The organism is Nocardia sp. NPDC051052, assembly GCF_044456045.1.
GTDB lineage: Bacteria > Actinomycetota > Actinomycetes > Mycobacteriales > Mycobacteriaceae > Nocardia.
Genome location: NZ_JBITFL010000027.1, coordinates 1 through 22,114 on the forward strand (window position 1 = coordinate 1; position 22,114 = coordinate 22,114).

Here is a 22,114-nt window from a genome sequence, read left to right on the forward strand (position 1 = left end):
CGCCGTCATCACCACCGGACAGCGCTGGGATCCCCACACCGCAACCCATGGAACACGCCCACCAAATCTCCCAAACCCGGTGGCCGCCTGAGCCTTTTACCGGTCATCGAGCGGTCGGTCGGGGCGAGCCCCACGCGGCATCGAGACACACCGTGATCTCGCCTGTCATCATGGGCAGCCCCGCCCGTCGTCCCTTCAACCCGATTACGCGCTGTTGGGATCAACCCCATTACCGCTATGCAGGGACGACGACGGACGAGGCACCGACCGAACCGCTTGACACAAAACGACTTACGCTGATGACAGGACGTTCGATACAGGGCGGGCCTCAATCGGCCCGCTGAGGGCTTAATACTGCAACGACACTCGGGTGAGTGGGTGTCCGCGGCGTCGGTAGTGGGATAGTCGAGCTTGGTATTGGCTGCGGCGTCGCCATCTCGACCAGGCCCAGGTGTGGGTGGGGTCATGGTGGCGGGTGAGCACGAAAGCGACGAGTAGCCTGCGGATCTCCGGTAGTGTCAGCGCGATCATGTCTGCATCACTGTCGGCGAATCCCCCTTTGCGGCAACGTCTTTGGATGCAGCCAACCAGGCCAGGGCAAGCATTGACAGGGTGATGTGGGCATACCAGGCTCGCCAGGAACGGACCTGGTAGTGGTCGAGCCCGGCCTCGCCTTTGGCCTGTTGAAACGCTTCCTCGATGTGCCATCTGGATCCGCCGTGAAGGCCAGATCGACCAGTCGGCCGTTGTGTGGGCCGTAGGCGAGGTAGTAGGCGATCTCGTTCGGATTGGCGATGCTGCGCCGCGCCAGCAGCCAGTGTCCACGCCCGCGTGCCCAGGTGCCATCGATCTGGCGGCGTGCCCAGTCGAATTCGCGTGGCCCGTGGACGTCGGCACCGACCGAAAGCCGCTGCCACGCCGAAGCGGGGAACTCTGCGACCAGCGCGTCGGCTCGGGCGGTGCGCTCGGCGCGGGTGGTGCGCTCGGCGCGGGTGGTGATCTGATGGTCGCATCGAGTGGCCATCACGTAGAACACATCGCGTTCCTCGAGCCAGTCACGCAGATAACCCGCTTGGCCGTAGGCTTCGTCGGCGGTGAACCACGCGAAGGGTACCCGCGCGGCGAACACCCGCTCGAGCAGGGCGATCACCTGCCGTGGCTTGGTGGCGGACTCGACCTCGTCGGGGATACCGGCGTCGCGGCAACGCTGCCGATCAGTGGTCCACTGATTGCGGAAGATAAAGCTCCCGGTCGATCAACGCATGTCCATGCTTGGACGCATACGCCAAAAACACCCCGATCTGGCAGTTCTCGATACGCCCGGCCGTGCCCGAGTATTGCCGCTGCACCCCAGCCGATTTCACGCCCTTCTTCAGGAAACCGGTCTCGTCGGCAGCGATCACAGCCTCGCGGTCACCCAGGCGTTCCACGACGAAATCACGCACATCGTCACGGACCCCGTCGACATCCCAGTCCGCCTTCCGCAACAACCGCTGCATCCCCTGCGGGCCCGACTCACCAGCATGTTCGGCAACGGTCCACCCGTTCTTACGCTCCAAGCCCGCAACCAGCCCCGACACGTAATCACGCGCCCGAGCCCTCGGCTCGGACCGCGCGAACCGGGAACCAACCCTGCTGATCAACGAACCCAACTCGGCCACAACACGATCCAACACCACACACCAGATCTACCAGCACAAACACCACAAGTGTCGTTGCATTACTAACCGGTGGAGCACATGAATTCGTTTGTCGCACAATTCCTCCGTCTCCGACGACCGAGACTCTCGCAGCTACCGCTCGTGTCGACCAAGACGACGATCGTCTTGGCCGACTGGGTTGGACGGCGGTGTCAGAGAGTGCTCGGGGCACCATTGCCGGAAGACGAGTTTGCCGCGGCCATTGCCGGTAGGGGCCGTGAACTCGACTAGCCCCAGCCACACCCCGTTCCAGGCCCGTGCCCAGGCGTGCAACAAGTCCGGGCACGTTTCCGGCCAGGCGCAAGCCTCCCGCGCCGACCCGCAGGGGCACCGACTTCGTTGCGCCGAAGGTTGCGCGCTGCGTCGGAACCGCTAGTCCCAGGTCGGCGACAACCGGCATCGGAGGCTCTACGACCCGGCGTAGTGACGGGCTGAACTCCTCCGGCCATGCATCGAACTTATGTTCCTCTGAGTCGTGATCGTAGTCGTGGGGCGGGACCAGTGCGTTTGCGTTGTGGACAGTGTCCTCGTCGCGTAGCCTCCCGCATTCAATGGGCAGTAGTGCCTTCGTCCAGACCCCCGGTGCCCTCCCCGCGCGGCTACGGCCACCGGTTCCCATCCGATCGGATTGAAGGTCGAGTCCCGGTTCGGCATAGCTATCCTCACTCATCAGGTTCGGGGTCGCGGATCGCTCGCGGATTCACGCGCAGCATACAAGCCCAATCCTGCTGCACAGGAAGTTAATTCGTGCGGCAAGGCTGGTCGGCCTAACGCACGCTCTGGCGATGGGCGGAGTCGGTCACGGCTGAGCGTAACCGTGTGGCGGCACGGACATTCGCCATCCAGACCGCTCTGCGGGCACTCGGCAGCGAGTCGACTCCGGGTGGCTAGAGTCGTTGTGTGTCAGATGATTTGCGGGTGGATCTTGCTGGAGCGGTCGAGGTCGTGCGCGCTGTGGGTGACTTCGACTGGACTTGGCGGGCAGGTGATGTCGAGGGCTTATGCGCCCATTTGGGGTGGGACGAGCCGATTCCAGCCGAGCACGACGACACTCTGTGGTGGGCGCGGTCCTGGCTTGCTGTCGAGGATGCGGTGGCGACGTTTCAGCTGCAAGAAGATCGGCTCGACACCGTCATCCTTCCGATCACCGCCGACGGGTGTGGTTGCGGGGCGCCCGGTGCGGCTACGTTCGCAGAGGCGGTCGCAGCGTTCCGCGACGCGTGGGGCGACCCGACGGGAGAGTGGATCTGTCATCGCAATGGCCCGAGCTGGGTCGTCGAGGACCTCGTGGTCGGCTTGTCACACGGGGTCACCATCGATTTGATACTGACGAACCAGCTCACTCAGCGGCATTGGGCAGAATGCCGCCGTGGACACACCGATGAGTGGGCGAATGCGGGAAAACAGCTGACCGACAACGAGGTTCGCTTCGTCCGGTTGGCTTGCGGGCTCGTGGGGTCCGATCCCGGCGCATGGTCACGTGACGCGATCGAATCCGTGCTGACCGGGCTCGAACTACCGTTCGACAAGACACCTCATCGGGCGCTCGAGCTCTCGATCGGGGAGGGCCTGTCGCTGAATATCAAGGATGATCCGGGCGATCTGTACAAGCCGTACGGCTATGGCGAGTTTCGCGAACTCGAGCTGAAGCAGCCGATGTCGGGGCGCGCGGGCGACGATTTGTACCGGGCCGTGTTCGAGGCATGCCGGTCATCGCTAGGTGCTCCGAATCTGATCGCCGGCGGTACCGCACTGGTCACAGCGTGGATCGATGATGCCGTCACGGTGAGACTGACGCGCCGTTACTGGGGGAACGTGTGGTGGGGTGCCAAGACGGACCAGATGGCGATCGGGCTGAGCCTGTCGCCGACGGAGCCTACGCAGAACTGGCTGGAAGATCGGGCCGCGAATTGGGCGGAATACTGTGACGGGATCGGCCCGGAGCCGGGTGAGCGGTGGCATCTACGGCCCGACGTCAGGCGCGGACTACGGCCCTATATCGGGAACTTGGCAGAGCCCGCGTGGTGCGCTGACAGTTTTTCGGAGCTCAACCTCAATCTGTCGCTGTTGTTCACCTCGCTCGCCGACGATCTGCGCCTTCTCCCGGACATCATCGAAATCGGCTGGGCGGTCGGCGTGGATGCCTCCGATGTGATCGCGCACGGCTGGTTTTCCGCGATCAGCTGTGGACTGTCCATTGTTGAGGACGGGACGGTACGAACTCGAAAATACCCTCCCACGAAGTCTGTCGGCCGCGCCATGGCGGACGCCACCGTCGCCGCGGCCCGCGCCTATGGCGCAATCGCCCCCCACGAACTGTGGTGCGACGCCTGGACAGTCGGCCGGCCGCACGAACTAGTCGCCGTCCGATGCGGGCTGCGCGGCGATCGACCTGCCCCGATCGAACGACCATTGGATCAATGGACCTGACCACTATCCGTTGACTTCGACCCCGAGAACAGTTCCGCGCGGTTCGCCCAGGCACGCACATCGGCATAGACCGCGCATTCACGGGAGTCGCACATTCACGCGATCGCCGCCGCGTCGTGGACAGCCCGAGATAACCATGCCGACCGAAAGCCGAATTCACGGCCCTTCTCGGTGAGCTCGACCCGTTGTGAGTTCATCCGCGACTCCTGTTCGACGAGGAGGTTGCGGCCGGAGATGTCTCGGAATTCTATGAGTCCATCATCGAGAATGTTCGTAAACGCCATTGGTGCGTATATCCGGATCCTGCCAGATCGGACCCTTCTTGCCACGTCCTGAAGTCCTATCTGCTCCGGGCTCCAATCGGCCCCCTGCCGTTCCTGGGCCTTCCGGAGATCCCAGATATCGACTTCGACATTCCGGAAAGCCCGGATATCAACTTCGTCGCGATATTTTTGCGCCCTCTTTTTTGTATTATGCCACCTGCGTATAAAGGCTCAGCAGCTGTCGTTCGAGGTCTGTGTATCGGAAGTTGAGGATGTCGAGATTCGCCTTGTACTGGACCATGGCCTTGCGGTCGATGTCACCGTGGTCGAATCGCTTGTGGCAGTTCGGGCCCAGCGCAATGAGATTGCCGAAGGTGTGGTTCCTGACCTTTGCCCAGGGCTGATATGCGCCAGTTCAACCGGTGTCTGGCGGGCAAGTCGGGATCACACATCGGTGGCCTGCCTCAACGAGAACAGCCCGCCTGATTTCGGCAGGAAGTTCCGGTCTTCCGTCAGGAATCAAGTGAGCTTATGTCAAGCGGAGGCCTGCATGACTCGAATTGGCGCTCGCTCATCGGCAGTTGAGAATGTTCGCTAACTCGGTCGTCGGCCAGTGTCTGCGGTGACTGAACGCCCGCCCCGCAGCGGGCTCGCCGGTGCCGACCTGGCCGTGGTCGATGAAAGGTCACAGCGAGTGGAAACCGAAGCCCCGCTTGAAGGTCGGTGCCGCGTGCTGTTTTTCCGAGTGCGCGTCGGTCAGGGTGGCATCGAGGTCGATGATCAACGGATCGTGTCACACCATGACCACCTTGTCGGCCGAGCGTCGGAGGGCTGGGGTTCCGCATGCAGCCAGCGCCATGAAGAACACGGGGATGGCCAAAGCAATAGCGAGGCCGTAATTCTGGGCGGTTGCGCCGATGAGGACCGGACCGGTGAAGAAGCCGAGGTAACCGAGCATCGAGATATTGGCGATGGCCTGAGCGGGGCTCATTTCCGCCACCGATCCCGCTGCGGCGAAGGTCACCGGGAGGGTGAAGGAGATGCCGAGACCGAACAGCGCCCCTCCGATCAACGCCGGAACCGTGCCACCGATGAGCAGGGCGATCCCCATGCCAATGGCAGCGGTCAGGGTGGCGATCAGGTATGGCCGGGCCGGACCGAACGCGGTGACGAGCCGGTCGCCGAGGAGTCGACCTACGAACATCGATCCCGCGAACACCGCGAATCCGATTGCCGCGACAGAAGTGCTGGCGCCGGTCACGTCGTGGATGTACACGGCGGTCCACTCGTTGGCCGCTCCTTCGGCTAAGGCCACACAGAACGCGAGTAATCCGAGCGCGATCAGTCGCGTCGGCCAGCGCCACGGACTCCGTCGCGTAGCGTGCTCATCGGGTGTGCTTCGGTCGGTGGACGACGGCAGCAACCGGCGCGCACCGATACCTGCCACTGCGGCTACGACCACCGTGACAGCAACGAAATGTGCCGTCAGCGCGACATGTGCCCGCTCAGCAACCGCACCCGCCAATCCCCCGGCGATCATGCCAAGGCTGTGGCAGGCGTGGATACCCGACAACAACGGCTGCGCGCTCACCTTTTCGACCGCGACACCGTGCGCGTTCATCGCGACATCGACGACGCTGTTGGCAATCGCGAAAACCGCGACAGCCACGGTCAATACAGCAAGATCACGAGCCACCAACAGCCCCGAGAGCGTTACCGCAAACAGTGGCATGGTAACCCGCAGCGTGGCGCGACTACCGAACCGCAGTGTGACCACCTTGCCGAGTTGCAGACCCAGCACCGCCCCGATGTTCAAGCCGGCGAAGGCGATCGCCAAGCCCGCCTCGTCGAGGTGAAACTGCTCCTTGATGGTCGGCGTCCGCGCAGCCCACGTCGCGAACAGCAGGCCCGTCAGAAAGAACATCAGCCGAACCGACCACAGCGCTGTTCGCCATTCGCCGATCATCGGCCGCGCGGTCGACATCCTCGACCTCCATATCTTCAGAGCTCTACATGAACAACGTGTTATGCGGGATCGGTATGCGACATCACTCGCCTTGCGGCGTATAACCGGGCCACCACTTCGCGGCTGTTTCCGAGGTCGCGCCAAACGCACGCACGGCTAACATATGGGCATCCGCATCGGTGAGGTCGGTCCCGCCCAGCGTCGGTCGCGCCGTCCGCAGGACCTCTATCAGACTGTCCTCCGCGGCCGCCAAGGTGAGAGCTATGTCTTCCGTTGAGGTCGCTGCCGAAATCATGTGAACGCCTCCGTATTCCATGAGAACACCGCGGCGCAGCAATCCTGCGTAGAAGCTCTCGCCGATTCCGTTGTCGCGGAACAACACCCGGAACATCGAGGGCCAGGAAAAGGCTATCGCAGGAACCGACATTCGCGTGAAAAGGTCGTTCAATCCCGAGATCAGCGCGCGGCCCGCGTCGTGCATCCTGCCGATGGGATCCTCGGTGCGGAACGCCCGCAACGACGCCGTCGCCGCAGCAAAGGGTGTCACTTCTCGTTGGTAGGTGTAACCGAGGTATGCCGGCTCAGCGCCCTCGAACACTTCGGCGCGGCCGATCACAGCGGACAGCGCCATTCCGTTTGCGAGCCCCTTGCTCAGGGTGATCAGATCCGGCTGAAGCCCGGCGGCGACCGCGTAGCCGCCGAGGCGATAGCGGAATCCTGTCATCACCTCGTCCAGCACGAGTAGGCATCCATGACCGCGCACCACTTGCGCCAACTCCACGTGATACGCGTGCGGAAAGAAGTTGACCTCGGGAGTTACGAAAACGGCGGCAACATCGTTCCACCGGTCGGCAAGCAAGTCAGCGAGCCGTTGTAGGTCGTATCCGAAGTCGATGGTTTCCGGGTCACGGTCGGGCAGGCCGCCGAACGCCGACTGCAGATGCCAGTCGTGCCAGCCGTGAAAACCACTGGTCAGCAGGAGACGCCGTCCGGTCTGCACCCGGCAGATGCGTGCCGCAGCTGTCGTCGCGCACGATCCGGTGCGGAAGAACCGGGCCCGATCGGCGAACGGGAACAGCGGCAGCAGTTGTTCGGCGGTCTCGATCCGGGCCTGGGAAAGCGTGGCCGGTACGATTCCCCCGGTACGCAAAGCGGCGATGGCGGCGTCAAGCACCGCCGGATGCCCGACGCCCAGCGGCGCGGCGCCACTGCATGATGTGTAGTCGATGTAGCGGTTTCCGTCGGTGTCCCATACATGGCAGCCCTCGGCACGATCGGCGACGACGGGAAAGCGCTTCTCCAAGTCCCAGCGTCGGCTGGTGGTCACTGCGTGGGCGCGCTCGAGTAGTGAAGACATTGTCGGCATGGCGAATCTCCCTCAGTAGGTTGGCATCAGCAGGTTTGGCGATTCGATGGAAGGGGTTGCCTCAGGTCGATCTCGGCCGATCAGTTCGCGCGCGATCCGGAGTGCGTTTGCCTGAATCGTCAGGACCGGATTCACCCCTCCAGCGAAGGGGAGCACGCTTCCATCAACCACATGGACATTGTCGATGTCGTGTAGTCGGCCGTTCCGGTCCGTCACCGAGTCGTGTGGATCATCACCTGCACGGCAGGTGCCATGCAGGTGACGACTCCCCCGATGGAACTCAGTGGGCTCGAACCGAATTCGGTGCACTCCCGCCGTACGCAAGATATCCGCCGCACGCTCGGCCAGGAATCTCAGTCGCTCGGCATCGCGTGGATGAGTCCGGTAGTCCATCATCACCCGGGGCATGCCGAATTCGTCTCGCGCGCGGACAAGCCGGACACGGTTGCGCTCCATGGGCTGGTCGCCTGCCAGGACATGCAGGCGCAGCGAACTCGTATCGGTGCCAAGTACCGGATTCGCTTGATAGATCGTACCGCCGAGCAACCCCGGTACGTCTGGATGCAGGTAGTAGTCGCTGAATGCGACGGTGGAATGCGGCCCACCAAAAGTAGATTCAGTTAGGTAGTCCGTTCGACCACTCAGGTAGCAGCTGAGCTTGAACGACAGTCCGGCACCGACCAAGCCAGAGCTGTTGCCGATTCCTTCAGGTGCCCATGGCTCGGTCGATACCAGCAGCAGCCTCGCGGTCTGGACTGCGTTGGCCGCCAGGATGAAATTGTCCGCGCGCGTTGTCGTGCGTCGAGCCGCCGCGACGTCGATCCACTCGACCGCATCCACGCGATGATTTCGCCCACCGATCAAACGGAGCGCGCGAGCGCCGGTACGGATAGTCACCGTAGTCTTCGCCCGATTCAGAATCCCTTGTATCGCATCACCTTTCGCCCCGCTAGGACACGCGCGCTCGGTACAGGTACTGCATCTGGTACAGGCGGGCCGACCATCAAAGGAGCGGGAATTGATTGCCAGCGGGGTCGCAAACGGTGAGAGTCCTATTCGCGCACCCGCGTTCGCGATCAGGGTGCCCCGATCGTCATAATCGTGCGGGGGCATCGGAGCAGGTGCCGAGGGCGGCTGCCATGGGTCGTCATCGCCTGCCCGCGCAACGCCGAGTCGTCGTTCCATCTCGTCGTAACAGCCTCGCAGAGCGTAGTAATCGATCGGCCATTTCGCGGGCAACGCGTCATCAGCCAGAAAAGGACCCGCATCGAAGTCCAGCTCACGATATCGAAACGCGATCCCGGCGAAGAACATCGTTCCACCACCGAGCCCACGAGCGGTCCACGGGTTGGCCGTCCGCGACGGATCCCCCGGCGCTAAAGCCCTCTGCCACGCCACTTCCACAGTACTTAAATCACTTCCGGGCGCGACGTGCCCGCCTTCCTCCAACAACAGCACCGAGTAACCGGCCAGTGCGAGCTCAGTCGCGGCAACAAGCCCGCTCGCTCCACCCCCGATCACGCAATAGTCATACCGGTCTCGCATATCTACAGCCACATGACCCCTTCCCCTAAGTGACCATACTAGGCCAAATGACTTGCGGTACAGATAATTACATCTCGTGGAAATCTCAAAGCCGCCTGTGCCGCACTCCTCACGTTAGTGCGGTCGCTGCCAACTGGAAGTAAACGCAACCCGAACGTCGAATGAAGTCCCGCCAACTAGAGATCGTGAGACCATTTCTGGCTACTGCTCGCACGCCCTCACTTCAGCCCTGCGCTATATGACCCTTCGCGGGGGTCACTTCCGACGTTGACGGTTCTCAATCCGCGCAGCGGCATTCGGCACGCTCGCGAAATGGATCAAACGAGCATGCCGCACAAATCAAGCCGAGATTCGCCGTCCCCGTCCGGCTGGCACCAGCAGGACGACAACAGATTTGGCAGCTATCCGAAGGCTGGCACGCCGAAACTGGCCGGCACACCTTGTTCGACAGCGTCCAGGCCTCGCTCGGCAGCACGTTGGCGGCCCTGCTGTCCGTCGAGTGAGTGCAGCACTCCGTTGCGGGCTATGCGACAGGTCGACTGGAAAGATTCTCCAGTCGGCCGGAATGTCCCCATCAGCGCGAAATTGGTGGTCGACATCGCGACCTGTGTCAGCTGCACCACCGAAATCAATGCACCGAGCGTTGCCAAGCGTCGGCCTTCCGAATAGCTCACCAGACCTACTCGGCATTACCCGTGGCGGCAGAATCGCGATAGTCCCAGGTAGAAACGTTGAGTATGGAGCTGTTCGAAGAATACTGCGCGGTTGCGGTTCGAACAGGAAAACTCCGCGATTTCGGTGCCGACCTGCGCAGCGCACAATGGCGGCCACCCGACAGGTATCGTTCCCCCGGCTGTTCGTTCCACCGAGAATTTATGCGCCGCGCCCGGAGGTGAAACACTCCCGTTGGGCGCCGAATACGCAGCAGCACCAATTCCTACTTAGAGCATGAAAGTTTAACTATCGCGGCACATCACCGAATCGTGACAATACCGCCGCTATGTCGCGCACAGGTGACCGAATGGCGCGTCTCGATACCAATCGCCTATAGAGATGTCAAGCGGATGTATTTCTCTCTGCAGAAGTCCTGAACAGTCCTTGGATTCACCGAGTTCGATGTTCATCGGGGACACCACAATCCATGGACACACCTAGCCTCGATCTTTCGCGAGGCTGATGTGCTGGCCTGTCGGGTTTTGGATTGCTGCTTGAATCGTAGTGCCCAGGATGTGGGCAGTCAGCCCGCGCAGCGGGCTGACTGCCGGGCTCCACTGGCGGGTTGGCTTGATTGCAGGGACGGTGGCCAGTGGGGCAGCCGGGTTGCAGACATGCTGCGGCGGCGGTGAGTAGGTCGGTGAAGGGGTCGTGGCGGGCCAGGTGTAGCCGGGTTTTGCGGGCATGGCGGGCGGCGCCCCGCTGCGGAGAACAACCGCAGCCGTAGGGTTTTCGGCTCCCAGCGGCGTGCGTGGTGATCGTGGAAGGCGAGGGTTTGCATCCATGCGGTCAGGTCCATCGCGAGCGCGACGAGGGCGAGCCAGATGCGGTTGGCGTCGTAATTGTGGAACGGAAGATTGCGCAGGCCAGTGTCTTTTCGCGTTTCTGATCCGGTCCTCGCAGCGTGCCCGAAAGCGGTGGCGTAGCTCCAGATCGGGGAGCTGACCCGCGGCAGGCGCTGGTGACGAATGCGGTCAACCGCAACCCGTCGCGGTCGGTGAACCGCAGCTGAGCACCAGGACGGGGCCTTGTCTTTTTCTTTCCTGATGATGAGCCGCATGCCGGGCGGCCATCCGGTCAGCTCGGTGACCTCGACCACCCAGGCGCGCCGGGCCGGACCTCGCCGTCAGCGTCGTAGGCCGGGGTCCAATCACCAGGGAGCAGGTGGGTGGCCATGGCTGTGACGATGTCGTCGGTGAGGGTGAACCCGATCGAGTATTGCAATCGGCGGCGGTGGCAGTAGTCGAGGAGCTCGTGGGTGCCGCCTCCGGAATCAGTGCGCACCAACACTTTCCGCCCAACCCGCCATTGCGAGGGCCACGGCAACTGAGCGAGGGCATCGTGCAGGACGTGTTTGTGGTCGGCGGCAGTATTGATACCGGCATTGCCTGGGCCCGCAGCATCGCCGCGGCACTGGAGCTGCACGCCAGCGAGAAACCGGGAGTGGTGTTCCGGTACGCCGTGGACGGCCGCCTCATCACCGGACTCGACACCACCGACAGCTTCCGCACGGACAGGCAGCGATTCGCACCGCTTCGACACCGAGATGCCAACAGGCCCTCGGCGCCCGACCCGAAGAACACGAATAGGGCCCCTTGGAGTCCCGCGCGGAATGTTCTACAGGCTTGCAGAGAACCTCGGCATCGGGGTGCCTCTGATGACCTCGACAACCGTCCCGTCCTCAGCGGCCGGCTCCTGCCCCCAGCCGCGCGGTAGCTGCCGAGTCACTCAACACGCGCGCCGGCGTTCCTCGCCTCGGAAGCACAGGACGGTCAGCCGACTTCCTGGAAGGTTTCGATCATCTGGATCAGTAGCGCGTGTTGAGCTTCGACGACGGCACGGACCGGCCGCCGAACACCTACGGAGAGCTGTGGTTCCGTACCGGGAGCCGGATGAGCCGGTATCTCGGTCGCGCTGTCGAGACGGCCGAGACGATCACTGCCGACGGTTGGGTGCGTACCGGAGATATGGGGCTGGTCGACGAGTCGGGGTATGTCTTCGTGGCAGACCGGCTCCGAGACATGATCATCGCCAGAGGTGAGAACGTCTACGGCGCCGAAGTCGAGCGGGTGCTGCTCGAGCATCCTGCCGTCATCGATGCCGCGGTGATCGGTGTCCGGGGCAAGGAGCACGATGAGGCGGTCTGCGCCGTTCTGGTGACGAGTAGGGCCGTCGAATCCGCGGCCATCGTGGACTTCTGTCGGCAGCGGCTCGCTCCTACAAATGCCCGACCTCGATCGAATTCGTTGCCGAGCTCCCCCGAAACGCGAACGGCAAAGTACTCAAACGCGAACTCCGCGAACGGTATCCGTGGGTGCGGCCAGCCATGGTGCTCGGCCCCCTGCGCGACGACCCGGCTGAGTCCGCATTCACCTGTGACTGGACCGGTCGGCAGCCGGGTTCGCCTTCTCGAGCATGCTCAGCATTAGCTCGAAAGCTTGGTCCACGCGCTCTCGATCGCCGGTCGTGATGAGGTCTATCTGCAGTCCGCGTATCTGTGCGAGCACGAGTGTCGCTGTTGGCGAGGCGGTTTCGGCTGGCCATCCGTAGTGGATCATGGCGCCGGCCGCCAGTGCGATCCAGTCGGTGACCAGGGTCTGCTGCAGGAGTGTGCCACGTTTGTCCCGATAGCCCGCCGCGGCAACCAATTCGAACAGAACCAGGAACTGGCGCTGTTCTTTCGGTTCGCAGAGTCGTTGCCAGAGCGCGCGGATCTGCGCTGTGGCCGAGTCGGCTTCGCGGCTGGTCTCGGCGAGCAGTCGCGCCTCGAAGTCGGCGCGGATGGTGGTCAGCACCTCGGCGATCAATGCGTCCTTGGTGGCGAAATGGCGAATGACGGTGGCGTGACTGACCCCCAGGTCACGCGCCATCGGCCGCAGTGACAGATCCGACACGCCGTGGTCGAGCACGTACTGGGTCGCCGCCTGCAGTAACTCGGGACGGCGATGCTGGTATCGCAGGGTGCGTCCGTCGACTTGTTTCTCGCTCATCGGTGGCAATCGTAGCTCGTCGGCGTCGGTGGAAACTAGTAGAACCGATCGGTTGATGTAACTGCAAATCACGAATACTATTGGGGGTGCGAGCCGGACCAAGGCCTCGTCAAAGCAATGGGAGAGTTATGCGGTACGACGAATATCGAGCGCAGGACGGAGTCGGTCTGGCTCGCCTGGTCGCCGACGGCGAGGTCCATCCGACGGAACTGCTACAGGTTGCGCTGGAGCGCTATCGCGAGGTCCAGCCCGCAATCAATGCGGTGAGTCTGTTGATGGAAGACGCAGGCACAGCAGCCGCGGCGAAGCCGCCGGAGGGGCCGTTCGGGGGCGTGCCGTTTCTCATCAAGGATTTGCTGCAGGATTACGCGGGCTACCCGACCTCGGGCGGCACCGGTCCGCTGCGCTCGAGGTCGGCCGATCAGCACAGCATCCTGGTGCAGCGTTGGATCGACGCCGGGTTGGTGATCTTCGGCAAGACCACCACACCCGAGTTCGGCGGTACCGCGATCACCGAGAGTCGGACTTTCGGTGTGACGCGTAATCCGTGGGACCTGGATCGAACTCCGGGCGGTTCGTCCGGTGGCTCGGCGGCCGCGGTCGCCGCGGGCATCGTTCCGATGGCGGGTGGCAACGACGGCGGTGGCTCGATCCGTATTCCAGCGGCGTGTTGCGGGTTGTTCGGCCTCAAGCCCGGGCGCGGTCTGGTCCCGTGCGGAACGAACGGAGGTGACTACGTACACGGGGCCGCCACCGAGGGCATTCTGTCCCGCAGTGTTCGCGATTCGGCCGCGATGCTCGATGTGATCAGCGGCTCGGATCCGGGCGCGCGGCATCCCGAGCACCGGTGCGGGCGAGCCTACGCCGACGCGGTGCACACGCCCCCGCGCGCGCTGCGCATCGGGTTCACGCACGAATCCCCGGTCGACACGCCGGTGCACCCGGAAGCCGTACGCGCCGTTGAGCAGACCGCGGTGCTGCTCGAATCGCTGGGCCACCACGTCGAGCCCGCCGCACCCCGGATCGATGGCGCACAGCTGGGGCTGGACTTCCTGACTGTATGGATGGCGCACGCCGCAGCCGACCTTGCCGAGGCGTGTCGACTGGCCGGTGCACGGCCCGCCGACTTCGATTTCGACACCCGGTTGATGGGCGCGATCGGCCGCGGTTTGTCCGCACGGTCGCTGGTCGAGGCATACGGGCGATGGAATACCTACGCGCGCGCCCTGGCCGATTTCCATGGCGCGTACGACCTGTTGCTGACGCCCACCATCGCCGAGCCGCCGGGGCGCGTCGGTAGCTCGATGATGCCGGCCGCCTTGCAGACGGCCCTGTCGATGCTCCTGAAAGTTGGTGCGGGCAAAGTGGTTCCGTACACCAAGTCCTACCGCGACTTCGTGTTCGCGAACATGGCCCCGGTCCCCTTCACGCAATTGGCCAACCTCACCGGTCGTCCCGCGATGAGTGTGCCCGTTCACCGGACTTCGGATGGCCTGCCGCTGGGCAGTCAGTTCGTCGGTGGACTCGGCGGCGAATTCTTGTTGCTACAGCTTGCGGCGCAACTCGAAGCCGCCCAGCCATGGAGTCATCTCCAACCACCCGAATCCGCGCTCGTTTCATCGAACGCACTGTCGGTCACCTAGGCCATAGCCAGCGGCCATGGCTCGTCGGTGTTGCCTGGAAAGCACGTGCTCCGTCCGACCTGCCGGCTGTTTCGAGCCTCGAAAGGAGGAGAGTATGTCGGACATCGATGCGATGCCGGTGCCGGATTCAGCGTTGGCTCGGGTAGCCGCCGATTTGGTGCGCACGAGTGCCCCGGAGGTGTTGTTCAATCACTGTCAGCGGGCCTACCAGTTCGGATCGATGCTCGGACGGAAGCTCGGATGGCAGGTCGATCGCGAGATCCTGTACATCTCGACCGCGCTACACGACCTGGGATTGACCGACCGTTTCGATGGGCAGCGCGGGTTCGAAGTCGAAGGCGCCGCCGCGGCGGAGTCGTTCCTGCTCGCGCAAGGGTGTCCCGAGGTCCGCGTCGCAGTGGTGAAAGACGCGATCGCCCTGCACTTGGACACGACCCGCTTAGCGAGTGACCCACGGCCGGAAGTCGTTCTGACAGCGATGGGCTCGGGCATGGACACCCACGGTCTCCGAGTCGATCACGTCCACCCCGGTTTTATCGACACCGTGCTGGAATCGTGGCCGCGTCTGGGGTTCCGGGCATGGCTGCGCGCGACGTGTTTCGCTCAGGCACAACGGAAGCCGGATTCACCGATCGCCTGGTGGGTGAACTCCGGGCGGATGCACGAGGACATCGGCGCTCCTCGATTCACCGAATGAGTCCGGTCCGGCCAAGGTGCTGCGCTCTAATCGGTCGGGTGCCAGAGATCCTGATGATGCCGATGGGTGGACAGATACGAGGTCTCGGTTTGGACCGTGTCGTAGAAGTCGAGGTCGATGTGCTGGGCCTGCAGGTAGTTCATGATCCAGATCGCAGGCACCGTGCCGGGAAACTTCCCGAAGGTCTCGTCGATATAGGTCGCTTGCAGCGTCAAGAGCTCACGGAATCGCAGGTCGTATGGGGCGGCCGCGGCCCGGACACCAGGATTATCGGCGAACGGGCCGGGGGTGTCCGGGTGATACGGGCCGCCGACGCCGAATTTGCGCTCGGTGAGGGCTTCGACGGCGTCGGCCATGGACGGGTGATGCGGACGGCAGAAACCTTCGAATACGCCAGGCAATCCGGTCGGGTTGGGCAGTGCCCAGCGCGGATCGGTGTCGTAGCGGAAGCCGAGCCCGGGAACGTCGGGGCGGCCGGACGCGCCGAGCATGGCCAGTCGATCGATGCCGTCGAATGCCCAGCCGCCCAGGCCCATCGCGCCCAGCAGCAGGTGCCCGTTGTGGACAGCGGCCATGAGTTCGGCGCTGGCCTCGGTCAGTGAGTACTGCTCAACGAAGGACAGCGGCAGCGGATCGTCGAAACGCAGCTTGTCGCGGTATTTTTCGATGCCGGGGATGGGGCGGTTGTTGACGTCGTCATAGATGGCGAAGCCATTCTGGGTGAAGAAGGCGAGGTTGGCCAGCGTCTGCTGGGCGATATCGGCCACCGGAATCACCAGCAGTGAGCCGGGATAGTTCGCGATCCAGGTGTTATGCCCTTCCAGATAGGGTTCTTCCCTGGGGATGTGGATGCGCTCGTCGGACAGCTTCACGACACGGGACAGCAGCCGGTTCAGGTGTGCCTCGGTCGCACCGTCACCCTCGGTATAAGTCTTGTCCGGCAGGGCATCCCGGGTCGGTAGGAAGTAGGTGCCGGAATCGTCGGTGAAGAAGAATTCGCTGGTGTGAAAGCCCGCGGCGGAGCCGAAGGTTCGTCCGGTGGCCGAGCCATTGTAGTTGGGCCATGCCGGTGCGTAGCCGGGATGATGGCTGATGCCGCAATGCCATCCGGTCACGCCGGCGACGGTATTGAGGATTAGGGCGCGTTCTAGATCGTTGAGTGGTTGCACCTCATGGCGGCTGGTAAAGGCCAAGGGCCCGGCCGGGATTCGTCCGCCGACCGGGAATCGTCTGGACCGCCGCCCGTAGATTGCGTCCAGGAGCGGGAACTGGGCCAGTTCGCGTAGCGCGGCCCGCTGCGAGTCGGTGAGCGCGACAGGCTTCAGCCCGGGGACGTCGACCGACGTCTCCGCGCGGGTGCCATCGAATGCGGGCACGTGCTGCTCCTTGCTCTCGGAATTACCGGACCGTCGACACCGCGTCGAAGGATTCAGGGAGGGTCTGGCCGCCGTCGACCACGATGGCCTGCCCGGTGATATAGCCCGCCTCGGCCGTGGCCAGGAAAGCCGCGAGATGGCCGATATCTGCTGGGGTGCCGAGTCTTGCGGCCGGAATGGCGGCGGCCATGCTCGCGAGGTAATCCTCGCCAAGTGCCGAAAGCCCTTCGGTGCGAATGTTTCCGGGCAGTATCGCATTGACGGTGATCTCGCACGGCGCGAGTTCGATGGCCGCGGTTCGCATGAAACCCAGCTGGGCTGCTTTCGACGCACCGTAATGCGCCCAACCGGGATAACCGGTGATCGGACCGGTGATGGAGGAGGTGATGATGACCCGGCCCGCGCCGGAAGCGGTCAACGCGTCCAGGCACGCCTGGACGGTGTAGATGGTGCTCTTCACGTTGACGTCGAGCATGGTCGACAGTTCGGCGGGGCTCATCGTGGCGATCGGGGCCTGCGGCATGATGCCCGCGTTCGCGCACACCACGTCGATACCGCCGAGCCTGTCGACGACAGCGGCGCCCATCGCTCTGCAAGATTCGGCGATGGACACATCGGCGGGCACACCGATGACGGTCCCGGTACCGAGACGGCTCAATTCGGTGACGACACGGTCGATGTCCGCGCTCGATCGAGCGATGACGGCGACGTCGGCACCCGCTGTCGCGAATACCTCGGCGATCCCGTAACCGATTCCCTTAGTTGCTCCGGTGACTAGCACCGTCTTGCCTATGAGGGAGAACATGAACCTTCTCTCGCGTAGCCTGCGGTCGGGTCGATCCATGAGAACTGGGCGCTGGGCATTCAGAATATTTCAGGCTAGCGCTACCTTCGCTCTGACCATGCGGTTTGCCACCCTCGGCGACCTGCATGCCCCTCGAGACACATCGGTCGGGGTTCGGCGTCGGTAGCCGCCGGGATGTGTCGTGCTGATCACGTAGAGCCGGTCCGACGGACTGGTGCTGACCGATCGTAGGAGGTAGTAGTCGAATCCGCGTCGGTTCAGCAGTGTGGTCAGCGGGTCGGACAGCGCGGCCAGGCGCCACAACCAGGTGCAGATCTGGACCGTCACCAGCGTGACAACGATGACCGATGTCATAATCAGCGCGACCGCGATGGCAAGCGGATAGTCGGCGCCGACGACCTGTTCCACACCTGCTGTCGCCAAGAGGCACAACCGCGGAGGTGGATGCGTGTCTCGACGCCGGGACCGTGACGGTGCCCTTGAGCACCACCCCATCGGCCCCTGAGAAAGACACGTCGGTCGTGGACGTGCCGTCGTCCTGGGCGTGTACGGGGGAAGCGGACACCACAACCATCGACAGCACCGCTGCGATAGCGGAGAGGATTGCCGAAGCCGAGCGTGCACGGCGCCCCAAAAATGCTGGGATACACCGTGGTCGGGTACTCATGGGACGATATTAGTCCCGGAGGTGTTTGCCGGAGGCACGCCGAAGGGCAGCGGATGCAAGCAGCGTGAGCGAGTAGGCGAGCTTGCGGGGGTCGGAGTAGGGCTTGGAGATTTTGGCGAATTCGCCCGCCGGGACCGGAGAATGTCGTTCCAGGCTAGGGCATCTCGACGCAGTTGATATCTCGCGAATCTGCTTCGGCTATCGCATAATTGAGCCGGAGGACGATATGGATTTCAACAGCGGGCAATACGCCGGCGCGATGGACGGTCGGTGCCTCGCTCTAACGCCCCGGCGACTCCCTTATCTGGTCGTGGCTGGGCTGGCGGTCGCGTTGTCGATTAGCGGTTGCACACCAACGAATTCCGCGCACGGCCCCACGCCCGGCTCGGGATCAGCGTCGGAAGCGCCACCTGCGGAAGGTATTCCGGTCGGCCCAGGGCCGACGAACTACACGGTGGCGCCCCAGCCCGCACCGGGAAGCTGCCACGCCCGGCTGACACCGGCCGGGCAACCGCTGCCGGACCCCGCGTGTACACCGGGAGCGTTGAATCCGAAGGTGACGCAGTCCGATCTGGCGAACACGGTCTGTAAATCCGGGTACACCAAGTCGATTCGCCCGTCGCAAGCGATCACCGATGCGGAGAAGCGGGCGAACGCCCAGTCCTACAGCTACACCGGGGATCCGCGCCAGGCCGAGTATGACCACCTGATCTCACTCGAGCTCGGCGGCGACCCCAATGACGCGCGCAACCTCTGGGTCGAGCCGCCGTCACCGGGGCATCAGACCAAAGACGGCGTGAACAATCCGAAAGACCAGGTGGAGAACAGTCTCCACACCCTGGTCTGCGGCGGGAAAGTGCCGCTCGCGCAGGCGCAGACCGCGATCGCGACCGATTGGACCGCCGCGCTGGCCACAGTCGGCCATCCCACCGGTAAATAGCGATCAATTGTCTTTCGGCTCAGGTAAATACGGCACCAGTGCGTGCGCGAGGTTGGTGACAGTCAGCGATTGCAGCCACACGCGACCGGGGCCGGTGAGGGCGGCCAGGAACAGGCCGTCGCCGCCGAACAGGATATTTCGCACGCCGCGAAGCACGGTGATGTCGAATCCTACTGTGGCTTCGAACATTCCGACGTGACCGGGGTGCACGCGCAAGGTTTCCCCCGGGCGCGAGGGTGTACTGGATGATTTCACCGGACACCGAGTGGGTAGGGCGTGGGCTTACGGCAGCGCAACGATCCGAGGGGGCGTAACACGATGACCACGTCAAAGCCTGCCAGCGCGACCGGCGATGACCAGGACACTGCACAGCGCGCTGGCAAGCTCGAACGGAATTATTGGCGCTTGTGGTGGGCCAACGGAGTTAACTCCGTGGGCAACGGGGCCTTCGCGGCGGCCCTGCCGCTGCTGGCGGCCACCCTCACCCACGACCCCCGTCAGATCTCACTGATCGCGGCGGTCACGTTCCTACCGTGGTTGCTGCTGTCGTTACCTGCGGGCGTGCTGATCGATCGTTACGACCGAGTGGCATTGATGTAGGTCTGACAAGTAGTCCAGGCGTTAGTAGTGGCCGCGATCGCAGTCTGGGCAGCGACGAGGGTCACCAGCATTATCTTGCTGGTGGTCGCCAGTTTCCTGCTCGGCAGCGCTGATGTGGTGATCAAGAACGCCGCGCAGTCCGTCCTGCCGCAATATGTGACGCCCTTGCTACTGCCCAAGGCAAACGGCAACCGACAAGTCGTGGAGAATCTTGGCGAATCGACGCTCGGACCACCATTGGGTAGCGCCTTGTTTGTGGTCGCGGCCGTGCTCCCCTTTGGACTGGACGCCGTATCGTTCGCCGCGTCAGCGGCGCTGCTCGCGCGGTTGCCGCGCCACAAACTCGAGCACACCACTCGGCAGTCCATGGGCCGAGAGATCGCGGCCTGCGCTGGCTGGGTAAACACAAGCTGCTCAGACTGTTGGCCGTCGTACTGGGCATGAACACCTTCGCCAATCAGATGGGGTTCTCCACACTTGTGCTCTTCGCCGCCCAGACGCTGCACGTGAGTTCACACGGCTATGGCCTAATGCTGTTGGGCGTTGGTGTCGGCGGCGCGCTGGGTGGACTGGTGAACGCCGGTATCGCGAAGAAGTTCGGTGCCATCCCGGTGCTGGTCGCTTCCTACTCTGCCAACGCATTGATTTACGTGGCGATGGGGTTAGCACCGTCAGGACTCGCCCTTGCCGTCCTGATGGGCGCGTGCGGATTCGCGATGACCCTCACCGGCGTGGTCACTATCAGCCTCCGGCAGCAAATCATCCCTGCGGAATTGATTGGACGGGTCAATAGCGTCTACCGGATGTTGGGGTGGGGCTTGATGCCTGTGGGTAGCTTGGTCGGCGGATTTACCGCCGCGGAATTCGGCCTGCGAGCGCCGATGATCGGTGCGGGTGGGGTGCGCGTATTGGTGCTTTTGCTGGCCTTGCCAGCGCTAGTTCTCGGGGCCCGGCAACTGCAAGGTAGTGATCGTCAGGCGCTGCCGCCGGAGGAGCACACCGGCTGCGGTCAGTTCGTGATCATGCCGCCGAGCGGCTGACCCTGCCCATGGAGTGGGAGAGCCATCACCGTAGGTGAGCCGCGCCGCGCGGACGGCTGCGCTCATGAACCTTTCGAGAACCGGAAGTAGAACGCCGCGAACACCAAGACGATGCCGACGTTCACCACCAACCGCTCCCAGAAGTGCTGCCTGAAGAACAAGACATCCACGCCGACCACCACGGCTACCAGCACAAGCACATAGAGCACGATGACTGCCTGCCTTCTCATGCTCCTTTTCTACTACCGCGCACGGTCAACGGCTGGAGGATGCCCGAGATGACCGCGCATATCGATCCGACACCCACGCATTGCATCGGCGCTCGCTTGCCACAGGCTTGACGTACTCGTCTTCATCCCAGTCGTGCTCACCAGCCACGTACTCCCCCGGTTCTCAGGACTGGGCTCCATCATCTCGCGTCAGCTCACCGTCAAAAGCCACGTCGCTCAATATCCGGTCCTCGGCATGTGCGTGCGATGGAAGGCCGTGTAACTCAGCTGATCTGAGCGGTTGGCCGATGCGCGCGCAGCGGCAAAGGAGTGCGATCGTCCGCGCGGCCTCGGCCGCGTGCCGGAAGGAGGCACGAGTTCGCTGATCGCGTTCCGGCGTAACGTGCGTAGGCATTCGGCGGACCGGAAGGCCACCTCACCCGGCCTGGGCAAAGCCCGCAGCGCCCTATCCTCCGGCGAAAGATCATCGCAGTCCCTGCCGGACTAGACCGAGGATCACGCAGGAATCAGTCGCCGGTCAACTGCTTGCGAAACTCCTGCCGCCAACGGGGGTCCTGACGGCAGCCCACGACCAAGCCCAGAGATTCCCGGGCTGGCAGGTTGAGCGCCTCGGCCAGGGCGCGGGCGGCCAGGGCGCGATCCTGCCAGACAGCGCGGTCCTTCCAGTCGGCGTATGTCACCTGGGCCTCGGCGTGCACGCGGCGCAGCCGCAGGTCAAGGGCAGAGTCGTCGGTAATGCCGGGGTGATCCTCCGCGCTCAGCAGGGACAGTGCGGCAGTGACCTCGGTATAGGTGTCGAGTCCGGTCTCGGCGGCCAGTGACGACATCTGCGCGGCCAGTACACGGCGCAGGCGCTCGGGTGTCGCGGCGTCGACGAGGGAGGTGAACCGGTCGGGCACGGGTGTCTTGAAGTTGTGCTCCGGGTACCCGAAGTTGTTGTCCGGGAGCAGGGGAAGGATCCGCGCGCTGTCGAGTTCCCCGTCGCGGCCGGGCGGCGGCAGTGCGATGCCACAGCGGCGAGCGACCGCATCACACACTGCCAGCAGTCGTTCCCGCCACTGCTCGGGTGTGGGTTCCTGACCGCCGTACGGCGGCAGACCGGGGAAGACCTCGAACGGGTCGCGCCCGCAGTCGGGCGGGAC

At 63.7% G+C, this 22,114-nt stretch carries 20 protein-coding genes and 3 pseudogenes; 8 read left to right on the forward strand and 15 right to left on the reverse strand.

The genetic code is table 11. The annotated features are described in order from the left end of the window. Positions 1-527 precede the first annotated feature (527 nt). Positions 528-1,679 (reverse strand): annotated as a pseudogene (locus ACIBCN_RS43805) (IS701 family transposase). 975 nt (positions 1,680-2,654) lie between these two features. On the opposite strand from ACIBCN_RS43805, the gene ACIBCN_RS43810 reads away from it, so the two are divergent. Then, positions 2,655-4,130 carry a DUF6301 family protein gene (locus ACIBCN_RS43810; RefSeq protein WP_396998713.1) on the forward strand — a complete coding sequence of 492 codons (1,476 nt, stop codon included), beginning with the start codon at positions 2,655-2,657 and terminating at the stop codon, positions 4,128-4,130. Between the two features lie 1,056 nt (positions 4,131-5,186). Here the strand turns inward: ACIBCN_RS43810 and ACIBCN_RS43815 are convergent. The 7 genes and pseudogenes from ACIBCN_RS43815 to ACIBCN_RS43845 all read right to left on the reverse strand — a co-directional run bounded on the left by ACIBCN_RS43815 (position 5,187) and on the right by ACIBCN_RS43845 (position 12,116). Then, positions 5,187-6,377, reverse strand: a complete 1,191-nt coding sequence (locus ACIBCN_RS43815) for an MFS transporter (protein WP_396998714.1) — start codon at positions 6,375-6,377, stop codon at positions 5,187-5,189. A 64-nt stretch (positions 6,378-6,441) separates the two neighbouring features. Further along, the gene (locus tag ACIBCN_RS43820) at positions 6,442-7,662 is read right to left on the reverse strand and encodes an aminotransferase class III-fold pyridoxal phosphate-dependent enzyme (protein ID WP_396998715.1); all 1,221 of its coding nucleotides are present in this window, start codon (positions 7,660-7,662) and stop codon (positions 6,442-6,444) included. A gap of 75 nt (positions 7,663-7,737) precedes the next feature. After that, the gene (locus tag ACIBCN_RS43825; RefSeq protein WP_396998731.1) at positions 7,738-9,039 is read right to left on the reverse strand and encodes a GMC oxidoreductase; all 1,302 of its coding nucleotides are present in this window, start codon (positions 9,037-9,039) and stop codon (positions 7,738-7,740) included. A gap of 126 nt (positions 9,040-9,165) precedes the next feature. Then, a pseudogene (locus ACIBCN_RS43830) lies at positions 9,166-9,270 on the reverse strand (FAD-dependent oxidoreductase); the annotation flags it as partial. A gap of 401 nt (positions 9,271-9,671) precedes the next feature. After that, a complete protein-coding gene (locus ACIBCN_RS43835; protein ID WP_396998716.1) occupies positions 9,672-9,944 on the reverse strand; it encodes a hypothetical protein in 273 nt (90 codons plus the stop codon). 646 nt (positions 9,945-10,590) lie between these two features. Then, positions 10,591-11,376, reverse strand: a pseudogene (locus ACIBCN_RS43840) (IS1380 family transposase); the annotation flags it as partial. Positions 11,377-11,756: 380 nt separating this feature from the next. Then, positions 11,757-12,116, reverse strand: coding sequence for a hypothetical protein (locus ACIBCN_RS43845; protein ID WP_396998736.1), 360 nt, complete (start codon positions 12,114-12,116; stop codon positions 11,757-11,759). Between ACIBCN_RS43845 and ACIBCN_RS43850 the strand changes: the two genes are divergently transcribed. Beyond that, positions 12,006-12,413: a hypothetical protein gene (locus ACIBCN_RS43850; protein ID WP_396998732.1), complete on the forward strand. Its 408-nt coding sequence runs from the start codon at positions 12,006-12,008 to the stop codon at positions 12,411-12,413. The two genes, ACIBCN_RS43845 and ACIBCN_RS43850, sit on opposite strands and share 111 nt — an antisense overlap. Here ACIBCN_RS43850 and ACIBCN_RS43855 read toward each other — a convergent pair. After that, the gene (locus ACIBCN_RS43855) at positions 12,354-12,974 is read right to left on the reverse strand and encodes a TetR/AcrR family transcriptional regulator (RefSeq protein ID WP_396998717.1); all 621 of its coding nucleotides are present in this window, start codon (positions 12,972-12,974) and stop codon (positions 12,354-12,356) included. The two genes, ACIBCN_RS43850 and ACIBCN_RS43855, sit on opposite strands and share 60 nt — an antisense overlap. 128 nt (positions 12,975-13,102) lie before the next feature. Between ACIBCN_RS43855 and ACIBCN_RS43860 the strand changes: the two genes are divergently transcribed. Beyond that, complete coding sequence (locus tag ACIBCN_RS43860) at positions 13,103-14,617, forward strand: amidase (protein WP_396998718.1); 1,515 nt, start codon at positions 13,103-13,105, stop codon at positions 14,615-14,617. 94 nt (positions 14,618-14,711) lie between these two features. Next, positions 14,712-15,314: an HD domain-containing protein gene (locus tag ACIBCN_RS43865; RefSeq protein ID WP_396998719.1), complete on the forward strand. Its 603-nt coding sequence runs from the start codon at positions 14,712-14,714 to the stop codon at positions 15,312-15,314. Positions 15,315-15,340: 26 nt separating this feature from the next. Here the strand turns inward: ACIBCN_RS43865 and ACIBCN_RS43870 are convergent, their stop codons facing one another. The 3 genes from ACIBCN_RS43870 to ACIBCN_RS43880 form a co-directional block, all read right to left on the reverse strand. Then, on the reverse strand, positions 15,341-16,639 hold the full coding sequence (locus tag ACIBCN_RS43870; protein WP_396998734.1) for a hypothetical protein: 1,299 nt from the start codon (positions 16,637-16,639) through the stop codon (positions 15,341-15,343). 73 nt (positions 16,640-16,712) lie between these two features. Further along, positions 16,713-17,495 carry a 3-oxoacyl-ACP reductase FabG gene (gene fabG / locus ACIBCN_RS43875; protein ID WP_396998720.1) on the reverse strand — a complete coding sequence of 261 codons (783 nt, stop codon included), beginning with the start codon at positions 17,493-17,495 and terminating at the stop codon, positions 16,713-16,715. Between the two features lie 69 nt (positions 17,496-17,564). Beyond that, positions 17,565-17,918 carry a hypothetical protein gene (locus tag ACIBCN_RS43880; RefSeq protein ID WP_396998721.1) on the reverse strand — a complete coding sequence of 118 codons (354 nt, stop codon included), beginning with the start codon at positions 17,916-17,918 and terminating at the stop codon, positions 17,565-17,567. A gap of 800 nt (positions 17,919-18,718) precedes the next feature. Between ACIBCN_RS43880 and ACIBCN_RS43885 the strand changes: the two genes are divergently transcribed. Continuing rightward, positions 18,719-19,102, forward strand: coding sequence for a hypothetical protein (locus tag ACIBCN_RS43885; protein WP_396998723.1), 384 nt, complete (start codon positions 18,719-18,721; stop codon positions 19,100-19,102). 3 nt (positions 19,103-19,105) lie between these two features. On the opposite strand, the gene ACIBCN_RS43890 is transcribed toward ACIBCN_RS43885, so the two are convergent. Further along, the gene (locus ACIBCN_RS43890; protein WP_396998724.1) at positions 19,106-19,291 is read right to left on the reverse strand and encodes an AIM24 family protein; all 186 of its coding nucleotides are present in this window, start codon (positions 19,289-19,291) and stop codon (positions 19,106-19,108) included. 129 nt (positions 19,292-19,420) lie between these two features. Between ACIBCN_RS43890 and ACIBCN_RS43895 the strand changes: the two genes are divergently transcribed. The 3 genes from ACIBCN_RS43895 to ACIBCN_RS43905 are packed head-to-tail and all read left to right on the forward strand — an operon-like array spanning position 19,421 to position 20,742. Further along, on the forward strand, positions 19,421-19,702 hold the full coding sequence (locus ACIBCN_RS43895) for an MFS transporter (RefSeq protein ID WP_396998725.1): 282 nt from the start codon (positions 19,421-19,423) through the stop codon (positions 19,700-19,702). Between the two features lie 27 nt (positions 19,703-19,729). Beyond that, positions 19,730-20,146, forward strand: coding sequence for a hypothetical protein (locus ACIBCN_RS43900; RefSeq protein WP_396998726.1), 417 nt, complete (start codon positions 19,730-19,732; stop codon positions 20,144-20,146). Further along, on the forward strand, positions 20,143-20,742 hold the full coding sequence (locus ACIBCN_RS43905) for an MFS transporter (protein ID WP_396998727.1): 600 nt from the start codon (positions 20,143-20,145) through the stop codon (positions 20,740-20,742). The genes ACIBCN_RS43900 and ACIBCN_RS43905 overlap by 4 nt, the downstream gene beginning before the upstream one ends. Before the next feature lie 62 nt (positions 20,743-20,804). On the opposite strand, the gene ACIBCN_RS43910 is transcribed toward ACIBCN_RS43905, so the two are convergent. Both ACIBCN_RS43910 and ACIBCN_RS43915 read right to left on the reverse strand, forming a co-directional pair. Next, the gene (locus tag ACIBCN_RS43910) at positions 20,805-20,972 is read right to left on the reverse strand and encodes a hypothetical protein (RefSeq protein ID WP_396998728.1); all 168 of its coding nucleotides are present in this window, start codon (positions 20,970-20,972) and stop codon (positions 20,805-20,807) included. A 506-nt stretch (positions 20,973-21,478) separates the two neighbouring features. Beyond that, positions 21,479-22,114, reverse strand: a 636-nt coding sequence (locus tag ACIBCN_RS43915; protein ID WP_396998730.1) for a hypothetical protein, incomplete at its 5' end; no start/stop codon positions are given.